Raw genomic sequence first — 20,337 nt, 5'->3', positions numbered from 1 at the left:
CTCCTATCGTGTCTTTCGATGGCACTGCACCTGCACCGGGCCGAGCGCACCGATCTGCTCGCCGACGGGCTGGCAGATCTGCTGTCGCATCCCCCGGCTGACCCGTTCGCCCAGGAGCTGGTGCTCGTGCCCGCCAAGGGCGTGGAGCGTTGGCTGAGTCAACGGTTGTCGAACCGGCTCGGGGTGTGCGCGGCGGTCGAGTTCCGCAATCCGCGTTCGCTGATCGCCGAGCTGACCGGGACCGCCGAGGACGACCCGTGGTCGGCCGATGCGATGGCCTGGCCACTGCTGGCGGTCATCGACGACAACCTGGATCAACCATGGTGTGCGCCGGTGGCCACTCACCTCGGTCATTTCGAGACCGGTGACGAGCATGAGCTGCGTCAGGGCCGGCGCTATGCGGTGGCCCGACGGTTGGCCGGACTGTTCGCCTCCTATGCGCGGCAGCGCCCGCAACTGCTGGTCGATTGGGCGGAGCTGCCCGACGACCTGTCCTGGCAGGCACCGCTGTGGCGGGCATTGCTCGAGCGGATCGACGCCGATCCCCCGCACCTGCGGCAGGCGAAAACCCTTGCCCGGCTCGCCGAATCGCGCAGTGATCTGCCGGAGCGGTTGTCCCTGTTCGGGCACACCCGGTTGCCGGTCACCGAGATCGAGTTGCTCACCGCGCTGGCGACGCATCACGATCTGCACCTGTGGCTGCCGCATCCCAGCGATGATCTGTGGCATTCACTGGCCGCGCACACCGGCCCGATCCCCCGCCGTGAGGACAACAGCCACCGCGAGGTGGGCCACCCGCTGCTGGCCACCCTGGGCCGCGACCTTCGGGAGTTGCAGCGCAGTCTTCCCGTCCCGGACTCCGACGAATACTTGAGCAGAACCGGCGGCGGCATAGCTGAGCCCGATACCGTGCTGGGGTGGCTGCAGTCCGACATCGCCGCCAACGCGGTTCGCCCGGCCGGACGGGTGCCGCGGCGGGACGATCGCTCGGTGCAGGTACACAGCTGTCACGGTCCGGCCCGGCAGATCGAGGTGCTGCGGGAGGTGCTGCTGGGCCTGCTCGCCGACGATCCGACCCTGGAACCCCGCGACATCCTGGTGATGTGCCCCGACATCGAGACCTATGCCCCGTTGATCACGGCCGGATTCGGGCTGGGCGATGTGGTGCGCGGCGCGCATCCGGCGCACAAGCTGCGGGTGCGGCTGGCCGATCGCGCTCTGGTGCAGACGAATCCGCTGCTGTCGGTGGCCGCGTCGGTGCTGACGCTGGCCGGTGGGCGGGCCACCGCGAGCGAGGTGCTCGACCTGGCCGAGTCAGAGCCGGTGCGGGCCCGGTTCGGGTTTTCCGACGACGATCTGGAGGCCATCACCGCCTGGGTGCGTGAGGCCAACATCCGGTGGGGTTTCGACCAGGAGCACCGTAGCCCGTACGGTGTCGAATTCCTGCACAACACCTGGCGTTTCGGGATCGACCGGGTGCTGGCCGGGGTGGCGATGTCCGATGACTCGCACGCCTGGCTGGGCACCACACTGCCGCTTGACGACGTCAGCAGCAACCGGGTCGAGCTGGCCGGCCGGTTCGCCGATTTTGTCGAAAAGCTCAGCCACACTGTCCGTCAGCTCAGCGGCGTCCGACCTCTCGACGAGTGGTTGTCGGCGCTGGCCACCGGGATCGAGGCGCTGGCGTACTCCGACGAGGAGTGGCCCGCGGCCCAGGTGCAGCGCGAGTTCGCCGAGATCGGCGAGGCCACGGGGGCGGCAGCAACGCCACTGCGGCTCAGCGATATTCGAGCGCTTCTGGATCGGCATCTGGCCGGCCGGCCGACGCGGGCCAACTTCCGCACCGGAACCCTCACGGTATGCACCATGGTGCCGATGCGCTCGGTTCCGCACCGGGTGGTGTGCCTGGTCGGACTGGACGACGGCGTGTTTCCGCGGCTGGGAGCCGTCGACGGCGACGACGTGCTGGCCCGCGACCCGCGCACGGGTGAACGTGATATCCGTTCGGAGGACCGGCAGCTGCTGCTCGACGCGATCGGCGCGGCCACCCAGACCCTCGTGGTCACCTATACCGGCGCCAACGAATACTCCGGGCAGCCCCGACCGCCGGCGGTGCCGCTGGCCGAGCTGCTGGATACGCTCAGGACCACCGCCGAGCAGCCGGTGGCTGTCGTCACCACACACCCGTTGCAGCCCTTCGATATTCGCAACGTCACGCCGGGTGCACTGGTGCCCGACGGGCCGTTCACGTTCGATCCCACGGTGCTGACCGCAGCGCAGGCCAGCGCTGGGCAGCGGGCGGAACGGCCACCGTTCTTCGCCCGCCGACTTCCGGCGCCACGCACCGGGGACGTCGCGTTGGAGGATCTCGTCACGTTCTTCAGGGATCCGGTGAAGGGCTTTTTCCGGGCGCTGGATTACACGCTGCCCTGGGATGTGGACGGGGTGTCGGATGTGATGCCGGTCGATATCGATGCGCTGGAGGAATGGACCGTCGGCGATCGCATGCTCGGCGACATCATGCGGGGCATGACCCCGGCCGACGCCCAGCAGGCCGAGTGGCGGCGCGGCACCCTGCCGCCGGGCCAGTTGGGCTGGCGCCGTGCGATCGTGCTGCGTGATCAGTGTGCGCTGCTGGCCATCGAGGCGCTGCGGTATCGGGAGGCGGACCCGCAGGCCTATGACGTCGACATCGACGTGGGTACCGGACGCCGGTTGACCGGAACTGTCTCGCCCGTTTTCGGCGACCGAATGGTGTCGGTGACCTACTCCAAGCTCGACGGCAAGCACCTGCTGCAGTCGTGGATTCCGTTGTTGGCGTTGGCCGCCGGGCATCCCGACCGTGACTGGTCGGCCGTGTGCATCGGGCGCCCCCGGCGCGGCGACACGCCGCGCATCGAAGGGCTGGGCCGCCCGGACGATCCGGTGGGGCTGCTGGCCGATCTGGTGGCCATCTATGACGCGGGCCGGCGGGAGCCGTTGCCGCTGCCCATCAAGACCTCCTATGCGTGGGCGGCAGCGCGTCACGCCGGTGACGACCCGGAGCGTGAGGCCGCTTACCGTTGGCGCAGCAGCAGATTCCCCGGCGAGGATGAGGCGCCCGCGCATGTGCGGGCCTGGGGTCGCGGCGCACCGCTGAGCCGGCTGGTCGGTCTGGGTGAATACTCCGAGCGGCTGTGGCTGCCGGTCCTGCAGGCCGGCGCCCAGGCCGGAAGGTCGGGCCGGTGAACGTCTTCGAACTGACCGGCCCGCTGCCGCGGACCAACAGCACCACGGTGTTGGAGGCCAGCGCGGGCACGGGCAAGACCTTCGCGCTGGCGGGGCTGGTGACCCGCTTGGTCGCCGAAGGTGCGGCGACGCTGGATCAGATGCTGCTCATCACCTTCGGTCGGGCCGCCAGTCAGGAGTTGCGGGAGCGCGTGCGCGCCCAGATCGTCGGCGCCCTGGCGGCGCTGGAGGATCCGTCACGCGCCGACAACGATCTACTCCAGTATCTGATCGCCGAAGATCAGCAGGCCCGCGGGCAGCGGCTACGCGACGCCCTGGCCGGTTTCGACGCGGCGACGATCGCCACCACGCATCAGTTCTGCCAAATCGTCCTGAAATCCCTTGGTGTGGCCGGAGACAGCGATTCCGGTGTGACTCTGGTCGAGAGCCTTGACGAGTTGGTGTGCGAGATCGTGGACGATCTGTATCTCGCCCACTTCGGCGCTCAGCGGGATACCCCGGAGCTCGGGTATGCCGAGGCGCTGCGGCTGGCCCGGGTGGTGGTGGCCAATCCGGCGACGGAGCTGCGGCCACTGGACCCGGAACCGGAGTCCCCGGCGGAGATTCGGGTGGCGTTCGCGCGGGCGGTGCTGGCGGAGTTGGAGATTCGCAAGCGTCGCCGCGGCGTGCTGGGTTACGACGATCTGCTGACCCGGCTGGCCGGTGCCTTGGCCGCCGAGAATTCGGCGGCACGGGTACGGATGGCGCAGCGCTGGCCGATCGTGATGGTCGACGAGTTCCAGGACACCGACCCGGTGCAGTGGCAGGTGATCGAGCGGGCGTTCTCCGGGCGGTCCACGCTGATCCTCATCGGTGATCCCAAGCAGGCGATCTACGCGTTTCGTGGTGGGGACATCGATACGTATCTGCGGGCCGCGGCGACCGCCGGGGACAAGCAGACCCTGGGCACGAACTGGCGCAGCGACAGTGTGCTCGTGGACCGGTTGCAGGCGGTCCTGCGCGGTGCCGAACTCGGTGGTCCCGATATCGTGGTGCACGACGTACAGGCACACCACCAAGGGCATCGGCTGGCCGGGGCACCGCACAACGATCCGTTCCGGCTGCGGGTGGTGCGGCGGAATCGCACCGGTACCAGGGTGATTCCGATCGCCGATCTGCGCCACCACATCGGCAGGGACCTGGCCGCTGACATCGGAGCCTTGTTGGCCAGTAACGCGAGCTACGCCGGCCAGAAACTGGAGGCGGGCGACATCGCGGTGATCGTCGAGACCCACAAGGACGCCCGGGCCTGCCACACCGCCCTGCTCGACGCCGGCATCCCCGCGGTCTACACCGGGGATTCGGACGTGTTCAATTCCGAGGCGGCCGAGGACTGGCTGTATCTGCTGGAGGCCTTCGACCAGCCTCACCGTCCCGGGTTGGTACGCGCCGCGGCTGCCACGATGTTCTTCGGCGAGACCGCGGAAACCCTTGCCGAGGGCGGTGATACGTTGACCGATCGGGTCGCCGACACGCTGCGCACCTGGGCCGGCCATGCCCGCGAGCGCGGTGTCGCGGCGATCTTCGAGGCCGCGCAGCTGGCCGGTATGGGCAGGCGAGTGCTGTCCTGGCAGGGCGGGGAGCGGTCGATGACCGACCTGGCCCACATGACCCAGCTGCTCGGGGACACCGCACACCGGGAGGGTTTCGGGCTCCCCGCACTGCGGGACTGGCTGCGCACCCAGCGCGCCGAGGGCGGTGGCGCGTCCGAGCGCAACCGGCGCCTGGACAGCGATGCGGCGGCGGTGCAGATCATGACGGTGTGGGTGAGCAAGGGGCTGCAGTTCCCGATCGTGTACCTGCCGTTCGCGTTCAACCGGTATGTCCCGGAACCGGATCTGGTGTTGTTTCACGACAACGGGGTGCGGTGCCTGCAGATCGGCGGCCCCGATCCGGCGGTGACCCGCGCCGGCCGCGCCGAGGCTGCCGCCGATGACAGCCGCCTGACCTACGTGGCGATGACACGGGCCCAGTCGCAGGTGGTGGCGTGGTGGGCACCGTCCAACGACGAGCCGAACGGCGGCCTGTCGCGCCTGCTGCGGGGCCGCGTGCCCGGGCAGTCCGCGGTGCCCGACCGCTGCGCGCCGGCCAGGATCTCCGATGACGATGCGCTGGCCTGGTTGCGGGCCTGGGAGGCCGCGGGCGGTCCGGTGCTGGAGGAGTCGGTGATCGGTGCGGTCGTCCCGGTACCGGCGCACACGATACCGGATGGGCTGGCGGCGAGGCATTTTCACCGCTCCATCGACACCGCCTGGCGCCGTACGTCGTACTCGGGGCTGCTGCGGGCAGCCGAAGATGACGGGAACTCCGGGGTGTCCAGCGAGCCCGAGGTCGCCGAGCTCGACGACGAGTCGACCGACATCACCGTCGTCGCTCCAACCCAGGGCACCGACGTTCCCTCCCCGATGGCGTCGTTGCCGGCCGGGGCCGCGTTCGGGTCGCTCGTGCACGCGGTGCTGGAGACCACCGATCCGCTCGCCGCGGATCTGACATCCGAGCTACGGGCCGAAGTACGACGCCACGCGGCCCGCTGGCCCGTCGAGATCGAGGCCGACGAGCTGGCTGCCGCCCTGCTACCGATGCACGACACCCCGTTGGGGCCGTTGGCGCCTGGCATGACGCTGCGCCAGATCGGGTTGGCGGACCGGCTGTGCGAGTTGGACTTCGAGTTCCCGATGGCCGGTGGCGATCTGCGCGGCGGCGAGTTCGCGCGGCTGGCCGAGATCGGGGCACTGCTCGATGCGCATCTGCCTGCCGACGATCCGATGGCCGTCTACGCCGAGCGGTTGTCGACCGGGCTGCTGGGTCGCCAGCCGCTGCGCGGGTACCTGTCCGGTTCGGTGGATGTGGTGCTGCGGATCGGGCAACGCTTCGTGGTCGTCGACTACAAGACCAACTGGCTGGGTACCGGCGACGCGCCGCTGACCGCGGCCGATTACGGGCGTGACCGGATGGCAGAGGCGATGCTGCACTCCGACTATCCGTTGCAGGCGCTGTTGTACAGCGTTGTGTTGCACCGGTTCCTGCGCTGGCGGCTGCCGGATTACGATCCGGGCACGCATCTGGGCGGGGTGATGTATCTGTTCGTCCGCGGCATGTGCGGGGCGCAGACGCCCGTCGTCGACGGACACCCGGCCGGCGTGTTCAGCTGGGAACCGCCGGCCGGATTGGTCGTCGCGATGTCGGAGCTACTGGATCAGGGGGCCCGGTGATGTTGGACGCCTTCGCCGAGATCCTGGAAGCCGCTGATGTTCAGGTGGCCCAACGGCTGAGCACGCTGGCGGAGGAAGCCGATCCGCTGGTCACCCTGGCTCTGGCCCTGGCGGTGCGGGCGCTGCGCGGCGGCTCGGTGTGTGTGGATCTACGCGCGGTGGCCGAGCAGGCCCAGCTACCCGATCTGCCGTGGCCGCCGGTCGACGAGTGGCTGGCGGCCGTGGCGGCCAGCCCGCTGCTGGGCACTCCCCCGGTACTGCGGTTGTTCGGGGATCTGCTCTACCTCGACCGGTATTGGTTGGAGGAGCAGCAGGTGTGCGACGACGTGCTGGCGCTGGTGGGTGCCCAGCGCGACGGCGCGGTCCCCGACGTGGCGCGGCTGTTCCCACCGGGTTTCGAGGAGCAGCGGACCGCGGCGAAGGTGGCGTTGTCGCAAGGACTGACGGTGCTGACCGGTGGGCCGGGCACCGGAAAGACGACCACGGTGGCGCGCTTGTTGGCGCTGTTGGCCGAGCAGTCCGCTCTGGCCGGCCGGCCGTCGCTGCGGATCGCGCTGGCCGCGCCGACCGGTAAGGCCGCGGCCCGGCTGCAGGAGGCTGTGCAGCTCGAGGTGAACCGGCTCGACGCCGTGGACCGTCAACGGATCTCGGGGCTTCAGGCCACCACGTTGCACCGGCTGTTGGGGTCGCGTCCGGACACTTCGTCACGGTTCCGGCATCACCGGGCGAATCGGCTGCCGCACGACGTGATCGTCGTCGACGAGACGTCGATGGTGTCGCTGACCATGATGGCCCGGCTGTTGGAGGCGGTGCGTCCGCAGACCCGGCTACTGCTGGTGGGCGATCCCGATCAGCTGGCATCGGTGGAGGCCGGGGCGGTGTTGGCCGACCTGGTCGACGGGCTGGGGTCGCGCGGGGTGGCGGCGCTGCAAACCTCGCACCGGTTCGGCGAGTCGATCGGTGCGCTGGCGTCAGCAATCCGGGCCGGGGACGCCTCGGGTGCGGTGGAGGTGCTGGCGGCCGGCGGTGAGCATGTCGAGTGGGTGTCCGCCGATGCGGGCGAGCGGCTGCGGGAAGTGCTTGTGCCACACGCCGTTGCACTTCGGCAGGCAGCGCTTCTCGGGGACGCCGCCGCGGCGCTGGACATCCTCGACGAGCATCGGTTGTTGTGTGCGCACCGGCACGGTCCGTTCGGTGTCGCGCAGTGGAACCGTCAGGTGCAGCGGTGGCTGGCCGAGGCGACCGGTGAGCCCACCTGGGCGTCGTGGTACGTGGGACGGCCAATCCTGGTGACGACCAACGATTATGGGCTCAAGGTCTACAACGGCGACACGGGCGTCACGGTGGCCACTCCGGACGGGCTGCGTGCCGTCGTGGGTGGGACCGTCGGCGGGTCCGCGTCATTCGCGACCGGCCGGCTCACCGAGGTGGAGACCATGCACGCCATGACGATCCACAAATCCCAGGGCAGCCAGGCCGACGAGGTGACCGTGCTGCTACCGCCGGAAGACTCCCGGTTGTTGACGAGGGAGTTGTTCTACACCGCGGTCACCCGGGCCAAGACGCGGGTGCGCGTCGTGGGTTCCGAAGCGGAAATTAGCGCGGCTATCGCCCGGCAGGCAGTCCGAGCGACCGGCCTGCGAAAGCGGCTGAAGCTCTAAACGGCACGTCCGGCGAAAAATGCGCCGGAGATGAGACCGATTACGAGTGCCAGGGTGGGAAGACCCATTGCCACTGCCACCACGACGCCGGCGACCGCACCGATGCCGAGCACCAGCAGGAGTGCCCCAACAATTGCTCCAAACATGGACCGCCCTTTCGTATGACAGCGATCACAATGTACATCGTCCGTGGGCTGAATCACATACAGACGAGGCACCAATTCGGTTAACGATTTCGCGGCAAAATGTATAGCTGAGCTTGGTATATGCCTTGTTCAGCGCATGCCAGCGAACTCGGAGGCGGCGCTACCCGGCGCCCGACACGTTCAGCGCCCAGAACACCAGCGCGGTCAGTGCCACAAACGTCAGCAACGAGATCGCAAACGCGCGGCCCCACCAGCGTCTGGGTGCGGCGAACGGCAACACAAGGGCCCAGAAAAGGCTCAATGGCACGGAGATGAGAACGCCGAAGACGATTCCGTAGCCGTGCGGATCGGTGGCTGGGTTCGTGTCGAAGGCCGAACTCAGCATCCCGAAAACGATCAGTGCCCAGAACAGCACAGCGCCTGCACCGATCACTCCGGCGAGGCAACGGAGGGCCAGCACGAGTTGATCGTGCCGACCAGTGGGAGGCGGCTGGACCCAGCCCTGCGGCGCATAAGCCTGAGGGCCGTACCGGTCGACCCATTCGTGCGGGTATTCCTCTGGTGGTGTCTCTTCCACAGCACCCCCCGGTTCGGTGTCCTCACCAGGATAGAGGCGGATCCGTGGTGCCGCGGGCACCGATTTCTGGCGTCAGACGGTCACGGGAACCGACTGTCCGGCCAGCGGTTCATACACCGCGTACTGGAACAAGGCATCCAGGATCGGCGCCACCAGCCCGTCCCACGGCGTCGCCTGTACCGGGTCGGACGAGGTGAACGGCAGCACCACCGCGGTGGCGGTGCCCGACGACGTCGGGATGTCGATGCTCTCCTGCGGCGCACCGTACACACCGGTGTTCGTGCCGTGGTATATGTCGTTGATCCAGCCGGCCGCAACGGTTTTGACCGCCTCGGTGTTCTGCGGTTGCGAGAAGCCCGCGATGAGGTACTCGGCGAATTGCAGGATGACGTTGGCACCCTGCATCCCGTCGATGTGCCGCCCACCGACCAGCATGACGCCGTTGAACTGCCCGGGCCGGGCGGTCTGCAGTTCGTCCCCGACGGTGCCGTTGCGATTCCACACATACCGTTCGGACGAAATGAGTAGCACCGGACGGTAATTGGCGCCACTCAGGCCATTCAGCGCCTCAGGCATGTCGTTGTGGGTATCCACCGCGTCGAGCAGGACCACCCCGGCCAGGTTGTCGACCGCGCCGTTGTCGACCATGCGACCGGCGGCGCCGGTGACCAGCATCCCGCCCAGGGAATGGCCGACCAGGACGAACGTAGACGGCAGGGTGACGGGGTGGCCGGCCGCCGCAGTGGCGCTCGCGGTCAGCTCTGGCCTGCCGCCGGCGAACAGGTCGGCGACGGACTGCTGCATCGGTTCGCCGCCGATCCATTCGCCGCTGGGGTCGAACAGGTTTGACGACAACGTCGGGACGACGACGATGCTGTTGGTCTCCTCAGCCAGGTAGGCCGCGGTGTAGCTGTACATCGGGCCGGTGGCCATGAATCCGTGCTGCAGGTAGATGACGCCGGTGGCGGAGTCCGGATCTTCGGGGAAGTACCAGTCGGCGCGCACGGTCTGGTTGGTGCCCGGCATGTCCAACGTCGAGGTGCGGACGGTGACGTTGCTGCCGGGCGGGAGCGCCGGCGGGCCCGAAAAAACCTGCAGGGCAGCGCCGACCACGTTGAACACGAGCGAGCCGACGATGTTGACCAACGGCACCGACCGCGGCGCGGTGATCGGGGTGGTCATGGCGGCGATGGGTTTCACGGCCTGGTGGACCTGGGGCGCAACCGGGTTCGCGATCCGATCGGCGATTCCGCCGAGCAGGCTACGGCCCTGGGTCACCTGGTCGACGACGGTGCCGACCTCTGCCGGCGGCGGCGCCTTTACCTGGGCCGGACGGGTGATCGCTTCGATCGCGTCGGCGATATCCGGCGCCTTGTCGGCCACCGCGATGGCAGGCACCGCGGCTTCGGAGCGCTCGACGGTGTCACGCCTCGCCGTCTCCTTGGGCCGCGAAAGTGATTGTGCAGACCGGAGGTTCGGCGCCCGGTCGGCAAGGTCGGTCAGTGCGGTACGTGCGTGGGTGGTGAGATCGTCGACCAGCCCACGCACGTCGGAACGCCCCGGCAGGGACAACCGCGGGCGTTGACGCACCGCTGCGTTATCGGTCCGGCGCAGCCTCTCCTTGCGCGGGCCCACTCGGGACACCGGGGCTCGCTGCTTCGCCGATGCACCAGAGCCGTTGGCGGACTGCGTAGTTGACTTATCGCGGCCGGGATCGGCATGGACCGTCGAGACCGTTCCGACGAGCAAGCCCATCCAGAGCGCGACCACCAGCACGCCCCACCCCGTCGTCGCCATTGCATGAACTGTCCGCCCCCGTGTGGTCACGCAGGCACGCTAACCGGCGCGATCAGCGGCCCGCAGGGAAATGCGACAAATTGGCGATAATGTTTCTTTAATGTCAAGGCGGCTGCGCCCGTCGGGCATACTGAAGCTCCATTTACGCAGCCGAGCAGGATAGTCGATTGTCAGCACCAGAACGCCGATCCCGTGGGCGCCCGGTCGGCGGCGGTAACAGCGCCGAGCAGGCTCGCGAGGTGTTGATGGATGCCGCCGAGCACCTGTTCGTCACCCGCGGCCACCGGGCCTCGACAATGGAGGTTATCGCCCACGAGGCCGGCTATTCGCGTACCGCGATCTACCGTCAGTTCGCCAACCGCAACGAGTTGATCGCGGCCATGGTGCAGCGCACCACCCAGAGGCACATGGCCTCGATCCTGACGCGCATGCCCGAGGGCGCAGGGCCGATCGACCTCCTGGTCGAGAGCATGGTCATCGTCGCCACCGAACTGGTCGCCGATCCGCTGCTCAACACCATCGCCGACCAAACGCCCGACGGCACCATTGCGTCATTGATCGCAAAGGACACTGATCTGACGGATCTGGTGACCACCACGGTCGAGGGCGTCCTCGCCGACGGCGCCACTCAATTCCGGCCTGGTGTGCACCCGAATGATCTGGCGCAGTTCATCATCGCGACTGCGCTCGGCTTCCTGGTGAAAGCCGTGCCGGTCGGCAACGACGCTGCGGTGGCGCGGCGTTACATCGAGACGTTCGTCCTGCCGGCCATCGTGGAGAAGCCGCCACCGCCGCGTCGGGTCTTCTGAGCGCGCGTCGCTCAGCCGAAGTAGTGCCCGCGGTCGAGATCCGCGAGCAGCCCGACTTCGGTTGGCTGCCAACCGAATCGCCGGCGCGTCAACGCGCTGGACGTCGGTACGTCGAGGGCGAACATGCCGCCGATCCACCCGAAGTGGTCGAAGGCCTGCTCGACCGGAACCGAGGTCACCGGCAGTTCGAGATGGCGGCCGATGGCGGTAGCGATGTCGCGGCCCGCGATGCCCTCTTCGGCCACCGCATGCAGGACAGTCCCCGAGGGGGCCTGTTCTGCGGCCAGGCGGAACAACGGCGCGGCGTCGAGTCGGTGCACGGCCGGCCACCGGTTGGTGCCGTCGCCGATGTAGGCCGAGACCCCTTTCTCCCGGGCGATCTGGATCAACCGGGGAACGAACCCGTGGTCACCCTCTCCGTGCGTCGTCGGTGACAGCCGCACGATCGAGCCGCGCACCCCCTTGTCGGCGAAGGCCAGCACCGCGGGCTCGGAGTGCCGCGGCAGGCCGGGTTGAAACGCATCGTTCTCGGTCAGGAGCCGGCCGGCGCTGTGGCCGGCGGCGCCGGAGGTGACGACCAGGGGGCGATCCGAGCCCGCGAGGGTCGTGCCCAGGACCTCGATGGCGCGGCGGTCCAGCTCGCCGGCGTCGCCGAAGTTGTCGAAGTCGTGATGGAAGGCCAGGTGAATGACGCCATCGCTGGCGTCGGCCGCAGCCCGCAGGCTGTCGTGATCGTTCAGATCGCCGCGATGGACGTAGGCTCCGGTCGCGCTGAGCGCGTCAGCCGAGGCGTCGGAACGCGCCAGGCCGACGACCTCATGGCCGTGGGCAATGAGGTCCCGAACCACCGCAGAGCCCACAAAACCCGATGCACCCGTGACGAAAACCCTCATGAATCCTCCTGATGTCAGTAACTGTCATCACTGGGAACGCGATGACAGTTGCTGACATTCCCTAGGATCACATCCCATGAGCCGCTGGCAGCCCAACGCGAGCGACCGCCTGCAGGAGGCGGCCCTGCAGCTCTACCTCGAGCGCGGGTTCGACCAAACCACGGTCGCCCAAATCGCAGAGCGGGCCGGGCTGACCGAGCGCACCTACTTCCGGTACTTCGCCGACAAGCGCGAGGCACTGTTCGGCGGGCAGGCCATGCTCACCGAACTCTTGGTCACTGCCATCTCCGATGCCCCGGCCGATACGTCACCACTTGATGTCGTCGGTGCCGCATTGACCGCCCTCGGACCGATGTTCGACGGCCGACGCGACCACGCCCTGCGGCGGCAGACCGTGATCGACGCCAACCCCGCGCTTCAGGAGCGCGAACTGAGCAAGCTCGCCACGCTGTCCACCGAGATGGCCGAGGCGTTGCGTGGGCGCGGCATCGGCGACGGGCCCGCACACTTGGCGGCCGAGACCGGCATGGCGGTGTTCAAAGTCGCGTTCGGTCGATGGGTGCACGGCAGCACAGACGCCGGGCTGGCCGAGATCGTCACGTCGACAATGGACGAAATGAAAGCCCTCGCCGTATAGCGGCAAAAGTCAGCGCAGCGCGCTGCCCTTGACCCATTCGGCCCAGGGCACGGACCAGTCACCGTTGTTGGTCGGCTTGAGCGGGTCACCGCCGGTGTTGCGGATCTCGACGATGTCGCCGGGCACCGAGAAGTTGTAGAACCATTCGGCGTTCTCGCCGTTCAGGTTGAGGCAGCCGTGGCTGGTGTTGGTTTTCCCCTGTGCCCACACCGTCGCGTTGAGCTGGTGCAGATAGATGCCGTCGATGCTGATGCGGGTGGCCCACGGGATCGTCGTCTTGTAGCCGAGCCGCGAATTGACGGGCAGACCGTAGGTCGAGGAGTCCATGATCACCGGGTTGGCCTTGTCCATCACGGTGTAGATGCCGCGCGGGGTCCAGAAGCTCATCGTGGTGCCGCCGATGGTCTCGGTGCCGCCCATGCCCATCGAGGTCGGCATGGTGCGCACGAGCTTGCCGTTGTCGTAGACCTTGACCTGCTTGTCGGTGTCGTCGGCGATGGTGACGTGCGAGGCGCCGATGGTGAAGGAGACCTTCTCGTCCTGGGCGCCGTAGAGGTCGTCGCCGAGTTTGGCGCCGTAGATGCCGGCGTCGACGGTGACCTTCGTGCCCGGCGCGTAGTACTTCTCGGGCCGCCAGTGCGCGGTCTGGTCGTCGATCCAGTTCCACGCGCCGACGGCCTTGGGTTCGGTGATGACCTTCATCCGGTTCTCGGCGGTGGCCTTGTCGGTGATCGGTTCGTCGAATCGCGCGACGATCACCGTGCCGACGCCGTAGGTGGCGCCGTCCTGCAGCGGGGCGTAGTTCGTGCCGTTGAGGTAGACGCGGGCCTGGTAGCCGGGGGTGACGGTGGTGAACGAGACGGACTTGCGGGTCGGCATGCCGCCGGGACCACGCGCATCGACCTTCAGCGTGTAGGTGCGGCCGTAGCCGAGCGTGGTGGTCGGCTTCCACGTCCTCGCATCGGGGGTGAGGATGCCGGGGATCTCCTTGCCGGCGTCGTTGAGCATCGTCACGCGCGCCACGGTGCCGGTGTCGGCGGTGACCATGACCCGGGCCAGTGGGTCGACCTCGGCGTCGACCTTTGGAGTGATGGTCAACTTGGCCGGCTCGGTGGGTGAGGGCTGCGGGGCACCCGGGGGTGCCGCTGCCAACGTCTGGCAATGCTCGGCGCAGTCCGGCAGGGCCGAGACAACGACACCACCCGACACGGCCAGCACGGCAAGTGCGACCGCCAGGTAGGCACGACGAACAGACGTCAACGTCACTCCAATGTGGTTCGGCGAGGGCCAAATTGATCAGGGCGTGATCAGTGTCTCAATGGTAGCCCGGCCGCTTCGGCCGCGTCGCAACGCCTCGGGGTTGTGGGCGAGTCGTGATGGTGCCGATGCCTCAGCTAACAGCCCGCTCGAGGTAGTCCATCGCCGCGTCGGGCTCCTCGGCGACAAACACCAGCTCATCCAGCGGCACGGGCAGGAACCCGTCCTGCTCCATCCGTCGCAGCTGGATCACCAGGCCGTCGTAGAAGCCCGCGGTGTTCAGCAGCACGACGGGCTTGTCGTGGCGCCGGTGCTTACGCAGTTCCAGGATCTCGGTGGCTTCATCGAGGGTGCCCAGCCCACCGGCCATCACCACCAGCGCGTCGGAACGCGCCAGCAGCAGTGCCTTGCGCTCGGAGAGGTCGGCGGTGATCACCATCTCGTCCGCTCCCGCCCTAGCCTGCTGTCGCAGGAACTCGACCGAGATCCCGACCAACCGGCCGCCGCCGGCCTGCACTCCGTCGGCCACAACCTTCATCAAGCCCTTGTCGGACCCGCCCCAGACCAGCGTGTGGCCTCCCTTTCCGAGGAGTTCGGCGAAGGTGCGCACCGGTTCGGTGTAGCGCTCATCGAGGTCGGCGGCGGACAGAAAGACACAGATGTTCACGTCATGGGCGCTTTCGATTGGATCCCTGGGTCTAGTCAACCAGACTCAGGAATAAGTCGGTGAAACCGTGTGCTGCTTTGAACATGACCATCGTGACAGCCGCGGCCGTGCAGATCAGTCCCGTGCTCTACAGCCGGGAGGGCACTGTGCAGAAGGTGGTCGACAAGATCGCCGACCTCGGGCGACGTGGCGTGCAGTTCGCGACGTTCCCGGAGACGATCGTGCCGTACTACCCGTACTTCTCGTTCCTGCAGCGCCCGTTCGAGATGGGCGTCGAGCAGCTGCGGCTGATGGATCAGGCAGTAACCGTCCCCTCCGCCACGACGCACACCATCGCCGATGCCGCGAGGGAAGCCGGCGTGGTGGTGTCGATCGGCGTGAACGAACGCGACGGCGGCACGCTGTACAACACTCAGCTGCTCTTCGATGCCGACGGCACCCTGCTGCAGCGTCGGCGCAAGATCGCGCCCACCTTCCACGAACGAATGGTCTGGGGGCAGGGTGACGGTTCGGGCCTGCGGGCAGTCGACAGCGCCGTCGGACGCGTAGGGCAGTTGGCCTGTTGGGAGCACTACAACCCGCTGGCTCGCTATGCGTTGATCGCCGACGGCGAGCAGATCCATTCGGCCATGTACCCAGGCTCCTTCGGCGGTCCGCTGTTCGCCGACCAGACGGAGATCAGCATTCGCAATCACGCGCTCGAATCGGGCAGCTTCGTGGTCAACGCCACCGGATGGCTCGATGCCGATCAGCAGGCGCAGATCATGGCCGATACGGGCGCGCCGATCGACCCGATCTCCGGCGGATCGTTCACCGCGATCGTGTCGCCGCTGGGCGAACTGCTCGGCACGCCGCTGCGTTCCGGCGAGGGCGAGGTGATCGCCGACCTCGACATCAGTCTGATCGACCAACGCAAGTCGAAGATGGACGCCCGCGGACACTACAGCCGCCCGGAATTGCTCAGCCTGCTCATCGATCGCACCCCGACCGCCCATGTGCACCAGCGGGTGGAGGTCGATCATGTCTGAGCGGCAGGAAATCCCATTCCGCGGAGTGCGGCTGCGTTATGAGAGCGCGAAGAGTTTCGACGCTCTCGTCGCGGCTCTCCTGGCCGACGTCGGCAGCATCCCGGTGCCGATCGATGACATCGCGACGCGGCACGAAAGCTGGGAATCCTACGAGCGCGCGGTGCAGTCGCATGTCGGCGACAGCGGGTTCATGTTGTTCGCGGCATGGAATCACGGCGGGTGGATCGGCAAGGCCGGTATCGATCGGCAGGCGCTGCGGGTGGTGATCGGCAATCCACTGATCGCGATCACGATGCTGCGCCACGATGTGACCGCCGGCCTGTTCGCCCCGGTGGAGCTGCTGCTCACTTCCGAAGGCACCGGACGCAGCGCGCTGACCTACGTGGTGCCGTCCTCGCTGATGGTGATCGACGACAACCCGGCCCTGCTGGCGGCAGCCACCGCCCTGGACGACAAGTTGGCCGGCCTCGCAACAGCGATAACGGCGGCCAGCACTGATTTGTAGCGCAAGGCCGGGGCCCCCGAACTCACCCAATTACTGGTTTGTCCCCAAACGCCCATACCATCGCTAATCGACATGACCGACAAAGCCCTCGACAACGCCCTGGCGGCCCCCGCCTCCAACACCCCGCAAGCTGCCCGGATCTCCGCCGAGGGGGCCCGTCGCCGTACCTTCGCCGTCATCAGCCACCCGGACGCCGGTAAGTCCACGCTCACCGAGGCGTTGGCGCTGCACGCCCGGGTAATCACCGAGGCCGGCGCGATCCACGGCAAGGCGGGCCGCCGCTCAACGGTGTCGGACTGGATGGAGATGGAGAAAGCCCGCGGCATCTCGATCACCTCGACGGCGCTGCAGTTCCCGTACCGCGACTGCGTCATCAACCTGCTCGACACCCCCGGGCACGCGGACTTCTCCGAGGACACCTACCGGGTGCTGACTGCCGTGGACTGCGCGGTGATGCTCATCGACGCCGCGAAGGGCCTCGAGCCGCAGACGCTGAAGCTGTTCCAGGTGTGTAAGCACCGCGGGATCCCGATCATCACGGTGATCAACAAGTGGGACCGTCCGGGCCGGCACGCGCTGGAGTTGATGGATGAGATCCACGAGCGGATCGGGCTGCGCACCACTCCCCTGACCTGGCCGGTCGGTATCGCCGGTGACTTCAAGGGCGTGATGGACCGTCGGGCCGAGAAGTTCATCCGGTTCACCCGCACCGCGGGTGGGGCCACCGCCGCGCCCGAGGAGCACATCGCCGCCGCCGACGCTCACGCTGCCGCCGGCGACGACTGGGACACCGCGGTCGAGGAATCCGAACTGCTGTCGATCGACGGCTCCGACTACGACCGTGAGACGTTCCTGTCCGGCGAATCCTCCCCCGTGCTGTTCACCTCGGCCGCGTTGAACTTCGGCGTCAACCAGTTGCTCGACGTACTGGTCGAGTTGGCCCCGGCGCCCAGTGGGTCTGTCGGTGTCGACGGGAATCACCGCGCGGTGGACTCCCCGTTCAGCGCGTTCGTGTTCAAGGTGCAGGCCGGTATGGACAGCTCGCACCGCGACCGCATCGCCTACGCGCGGGTGGTCTCGGGCACGTTCGAGCGCGGCGACGTGCTCACCCACGCCGCCACCGGCAAGCCGTTCGTCACCAAGTACGCGCAGTCGGTGTTCGGTCAGCAGCGCTCGACGCTCGACGATGCCTGGCCCGGTGATGTGATCGGGTTGGCAAACGCCGCGGCGCTGCGCCCCGGCGACACCTTGTACCGGGACATCCCGGTGGCCTACCCGCCGATCCCGAGCTTCTCCCCCGAGCACTTCGCGGTGGCCCGCGGCACCGACCCGAGCAAGCACAAGCAGTTCCGGAAGGGCATCGAGCAGCTGGAGCAGGAAGGCGTCGTGCAGGTCCTGCGTTCGGACAAGCGCGGCGAGCAGGCCCCGGTGTTCGCCGCGGTCGGGCCGATGCAGTTCGAGGTCGCCGCCCACCGGATGGCCGCCGAGCTCAGCGCACCGATCGCACTGGAGAACCTGCCGTACCAGATTGCGCGGGTTGTCTCCCCTGAAGACGCCGACTTCGTGAATCGTCAGGTGTCGGCCGAGGTGTTGACCCGCAGTGACGGCGTCATGCTGGTGCTGTTCTCCACGCCGTGGCGGCTGGAGGGTTTCCAGCGCGACAACCCCGACATCAAGCTGGGGTCCTTGGTGGCCGCGGAAGGCTGATCGATGACGGACCCGCAACCACCTGCCGAACCGCCCGCCAGCACTGGCACCAAGGGAAAGCAGTGGGTGTGGTTCGTCGGGCTGGTCACGGCCATGGACCTGTTGGGGTTGACGGCTGCCGTCGTGCTGATGCTGCCGCTGGCCATGGTGACCGACCCCTGCCACGAGGGCGTCACCGACAAGGTGTGCCAACTGACCGCGGCCGGCCAGAACACGCTGCTTCTGATTCCGTGGATATGCCTGGTCGTCGGCAACGTCACCGCCATCGCGGGCGCGGCATTCGCCGAACGGCGGAAGTGGACACCACTGATCGGTATCCCCGTCGGAATCCTCGGGTACTTCGCGACGATCCCGATCGGCTATTGGTTGGCGTTCGCCGTGTAGGACGGTTTTGTTCAGGCCGCTCAGTTGTCGTCGATCGGTCCGCCGCCTTGGAGAACGATGCGCCAGGTCCGCGACGGATGGTCATCGCAATCGAATTGCACGGCGTCGACGTTGTTTTCGTGGCTCACCCCGCCGGCGATCGTCACGCATTTCTGGGTTTGGACGTTCCTGATCTGAGTGGTCCCGTCGCCCTGATTGTCCAGAACCCAACGGCGCGACGGATGATCATCGCAGTTGAACTGCAGCGCAGGCACATTGTTCTCTCGGCTCACCCCACCGGCTATGGTCAGGCACTTGTTGGTCTGCAGATTTCTGATCTGCACGGTGCCGCCACCCATATCGTCCAACATCCACTGGCGCGACGGATGGTCGTCACACGTGAACTGCAGCGCAGGGACGTTGTTCTCGGTGCTAACCCCGCCGGCGATCGTCAGGCACAGACCGGTTTGGGTGTTGACGAGCTTGGCTCTCTGGGACCCAGCCTGCGCCGGTGGCGCAAACATCATCCCGACCGCACACACGCCCGTCAGAACCGCGCCGGCGAATGCACGTCGGCCAGATGAAGTTTCCATGGCAATACCCCCTGTGTTGACTCGTTGTCGGGCGCGCTCGGCTGCACACCTACGGTGTGAATCCGTCCGCGCCCATACAGATTGACGAGCACAACCGTGCGGGCACACGAGTAACCGACTACCTCAATCGTCGGCTCATCCCCACCAGAAGGAGGCGGCGATGATGCAGTACAACGCGATCAGCGCCGCACCTTCCAACCAGGTGGACTCCCCGTCGAAGGCGATGATCGCCGCCAAAACGACCGCGACCAACAGCGCGACGATCAGCATCGGCCCGAACACCAGGGTCAGTGAGGCGAGCCCGAAGATCTGGCTCACCAACACGAGCACCGGCGCCAGCACCAGGGCGATCTGAATCGGGCTGTTGAGGATGATCGAGAAGGCGTACTCCGACTGATTTTTGGCCGCCAACTGCACGCCGACGACGTTCTCCACCGCGTTGCCCGCGATCGCCACGATGACCAGACCGGCGAACGCCTGCGAGATGTGCAGCGAGTCCATCGCCGGTTCCAAAGCGGCGACAAACCAGTCGGATACGAACGCGGCCAATCCGCCGGCGACGGCCAACATGCCGATCGCCATGCCGACCGGCCAACGCGGCGCCTCTTTATGTACCTGCGGGACAGGGGCACTGGTCTTGTCTTTGCCTCGACTCAGCGAATACGGCAGCGACAGTCCGAACAGCACCAGGAGGACGACCGACACGATCATCGAGAAGGACACTTCGTGTTCGGAGGCAGGCGCGTGCACCTCGTGGGCGATCGACGGAATCGCCATGGCGGTGACCGACAAGACCATCAGCACCAAGATGGTCCGGACTTGTGCGGAGCCCAGTTTCTGCGGACCGTGTTTCAATCCGCCGACCAGAAACGCCAAGCCCAACACCAGCAGCAGGTTGGCCAGGATGGAACCGACGAGCGCGGCCCGCACCACGTCGACCAGTCCGGCCTTGAGCGCGAAGATGCAGATGAACAGTTCCGGCAGGTTGCCGAGTGCCGACTGCAGTACACCGGTCGCCCCGGGGCCGAACCGGTCGCCTAGTTGGTCGACGCCCCGCCCGACCAGGGACGCCAATACGGTGACGGCCAGCGCACTGACGACAAACGCGACCAGATGCGGCCAGCCGCCGTAGTGGGACAGCCCCGCCACCACGCAGATGGCCAGGCCACCAAAGATCAACAGCTTGTCGGACCGGATCAACACCGCCGTCATGCGGGT

17 protein-coding genes are annotated in these 20,337 nt (G+C 67.4%); 9 read left to right on the top strand and 8 right to left on the bottom strand.

Going from position 1 to position 20,337, the window contains the following annotated elements:
- The first annotated feature begins 18 nt into the window (after positions 1–18).
- Genes recC through recD form a run of 3 tightly spaced genes read left to right on the top strand, consistent with a single transcriptional unit; the run spans position 19 to position 8,140 of the window.
- A complete protein-coding gene (gene recC, locus ACZYZF_RS09695; protein WP_463835481.1) occupies positions 19–3,228 on the top strand; it encodes an exodeoxyribonuclease V subunit gamma in 3,210 nt (1,069 codons plus the stop codon).
- Complete coding sequence (gene recB, locus ACZYZF_RS09690; protein WP_463835480.1) at positions 3,225–6,479, top strand: exodeoxyribonuclease V subunit beta; 3,255 nt, start codon at positions 3,225–3,227, stop codon at positions 6,477–6,479. The genes recC and recB overlap by 4 nt, the downstream gene beginning before the upstream one ends.
- On the top strand, positions 6,479–8,140 hold the full coding sequence (gene recD, locus ACZYZF_RS09685; RefSeq protein ID WP_463745083.1) for an exodeoxyribonuclease V subunit alpha: 1,662 nt from the start codon (positions 6,479–6,481) through the stop codon (positions 8,138–8,140). Before recB ends, recD begins: the two co-directional genes overlap by 1 nt.
- Here the strand turns inward: recD and ACZYZF_RS09680 are convergent.
- The 3 genes from ACZYZF_RS09680 to ACZYZF_RS09670 all read right to left on the bottom strand — a co-directional run bounded on the left by ACZYZF_RS09680 (position 8,137) and on the right by ACZYZF_RS09670 (position 10,660).
- The gene (locus ACZYZF_RS09680) at positions 8,137–8,286 is read right to left on the bottom strand and encodes a hypothetical protein (RefSeq protein WP_463745084.1); all 150 of its coding nucleotides are present in this window, start codon (positions 8,284–8,286) and stop codon (positions 8,137–8,139) included. The genes recD and ACZYZF_RS09680 overlap by 4 nt on opposite strands.
- 160 nt (positions 8,287–8,446) lie before the next feature.
- Entirely contained in the window at positions 8,447–8,863 is a 417-nt protein-coding gene (locus ACZYZF_RS09675; protein ID WP_463835479.1) for a hypothetical protein, read from the bottom strand.
- Positions 8,864–8,935: 72 nt separating this feature from the next.
- The gene (locus tag ACZYZF_RS09670; RefSeq protein ID WP_463835477.1) at positions 8,936–10,660 is read right to left on the bottom strand and encodes an alpha/beta fold hydrolase; all 1,725 of its coding nucleotides are present in this window, start codon (positions 10,658–10,660) and stop codon (positions 8,936–8,938) included.
- Positions 10,661–10,827: 167 nt separating this feature from the next.
- On the opposite strand from ACZYZF_RS09670, the gene ACZYZF_RS09665 reads away from it, so the two are divergent.
- Positions 10,828–11,469, top strand: coding sequence for a TetR/AcrR family transcriptional regulator (locus ACZYZF_RS09665; RefSeq protein WP_463835476.1), 642 nt, complete (start codon positions 10,828–10,830; stop codon positions 11,467–11,469).
- 11 nt (positions 11,470–11,480) lie between these two features.
- Here ACZYZF_RS09665 and ACZYZF_RS09660 read toward each other — a convergent pair whose 3' ends face one another.
- Positions 11,481–12,362: an SDR family oxidoreductase gene (locus ACZYZF_RS09660; RefSeq protein ID WP_463835474.1), complete on the bottom strand. Its 882-nt coding sequence runs from the start codon at positions 12,360–12,362 to the stop codon at positions 11,481–11,483.
- A 76-nt stretch (positions 12,363–12,438) separates the two neighbouring features.
- Between ACZYZF_RS09660 and ACZYZF_RS09655 the strand changes: the two genes are divergently transcribed.
- The gene (locus tag ACZYZF_RS09655; protein ID WP_463835472.1) at positions 12,439–12,999 is read left to right on the top strand and encodes a TetR/AcrR family transcriptional regulator; all 561 of its coding nucleotides are present in this window, start codon (positions 12,439–12,441) and stop codon (positions 12,997–12,999) included.
- Positions 13,000–13,008: 9 nt separating this feature from the next.
- On the opposite strand, the gene ACZYZF_RS09650 is transcribed toward ACZYZF_RS09655, so the two are convergent.
- Entirely contained in the window at positions 13,009–14,265 is a 1,257-nt protein-coding gene (locus ACZYZF_RS09650; protein WP_463835470.1) for a L,D-transpeptidase, read from the bottom strand.
- Positions 14,266–14,389: 124 nt separating this feature from the next.
- Positions 14,390–14,923 carry an LOG family protein gene (locus ACZYZF_RS09645; protein ID WP_463835468.1) on the bottom strand — a complete coding sequence of 178 codons (534 nt, stop codon included), beginning with the start codon at positions 14,921–14,923 and terminating at the stop codon, positions 14,390–14,392.
- 83 nt (positions 14,924–15,006) lie between these two features.
- Here ACZYZF_RS09645 and ACZYZF_RS09640 point away from each other — a divergent pair, with 83 nt between their 5' ends.
- The 4 genes from ACZYZF_RS09640 to ACZYZF_RS09625 all read left to right on the top strand — a co-directional run bounded on the left by ACZYZF_RS09640 (position 15,007) and on the right by ACZYZF_RS09625 (position 18,547).
- Complete coding sequence (locus ACZYZF_RS09640; RefSeq protein WP_463835467.1) at positions 15,007–15,951, top strand: nitrilase-related carbon-nitrogen hydrolase; 945 nt, start codon at positions 15,007–15,009, stop codon at positions 15,949–15,951.
- Positions 15,944–16,456, top strand: a complete 513-nt coding sequence (locus ACZYZF_RS09635) for a DUF302 domain-containing protein (RefSeq protein WP_463805160.1) — start codon at positions 15,944–15,946, stop codon at positions 16,454–16,456. The genes ACZYZF_RS09640 and ACZYZF_RS09635 overlap by 8 nt, the downstream gene beginning before the upstream one ends.
- Positions 16,457–16,528: 72 nt before the next feature.
- Positions 16,529–18,163: a peptide chain release factor 3 gene (locus ACZYZF_RS09630; RefSeq protein WP_463745094.1), complete on the top strand. Its 1,635-nt coding sequence runs from the start codon at positions 16,529–16,531 to the stop codon at positions 18,161–18,163.
- 3 nt (positions 18,164–18,166) lie between these two features.
- Positions 18,167–18,547 (top strand): hypothetical protein, encoded by a 381-nt coding sequence (locus ACZYZF_RS09625; protein WP_463835465.1) that lies wholly within the window; start codon positions 18,167–18,169, stop codon positions 18,545–18,547.
- A gap of 20 nt (positions 18,548–18,567) precedes the next feature.
- On the opposite strand, the gene ACZYZF_RS09620 is transcribed toward ACZYZF_RS09625, so the two are convergent.
- Both ACZYZF_RS09620 and cax read right to left on the bottom strand, forming a co-directional pair.
- The gene (locus ACZYZF_RS09620) at positions 18,568–19,119 is read right to left on the bottom strand and encodes an RICIN domain-containing protein (protein ID WP_463835464.1); all 552 of its coding nucleotides are present in this window, start codon (positions 19,117–19,119) and stop codon (positions 18,568–18,570) included.
- A 135-nt stretch (positions 19,120–19,254) separates the two neighbouring features.
- Positions 19,255–20,331, bottom strand: coding sequence for a calcium/proton exchanger (gene cax, locus ACZYZF_RS09615; protein ID WP_463835462.1), 1,077 nt, complete (start codon positions 20,329–20,331; stop codon positions 19,255–19,257).
- Positions 20,332–20,337: the final 6 nt, after the last annotated feature.

The sequence above is a fragment of the Mycobacterium sp. IDUB_24 genome (assembly GCF_055419385.1).
This window is presented reverse-complemented; position numbering and strand designations above follow the sequence as displayed.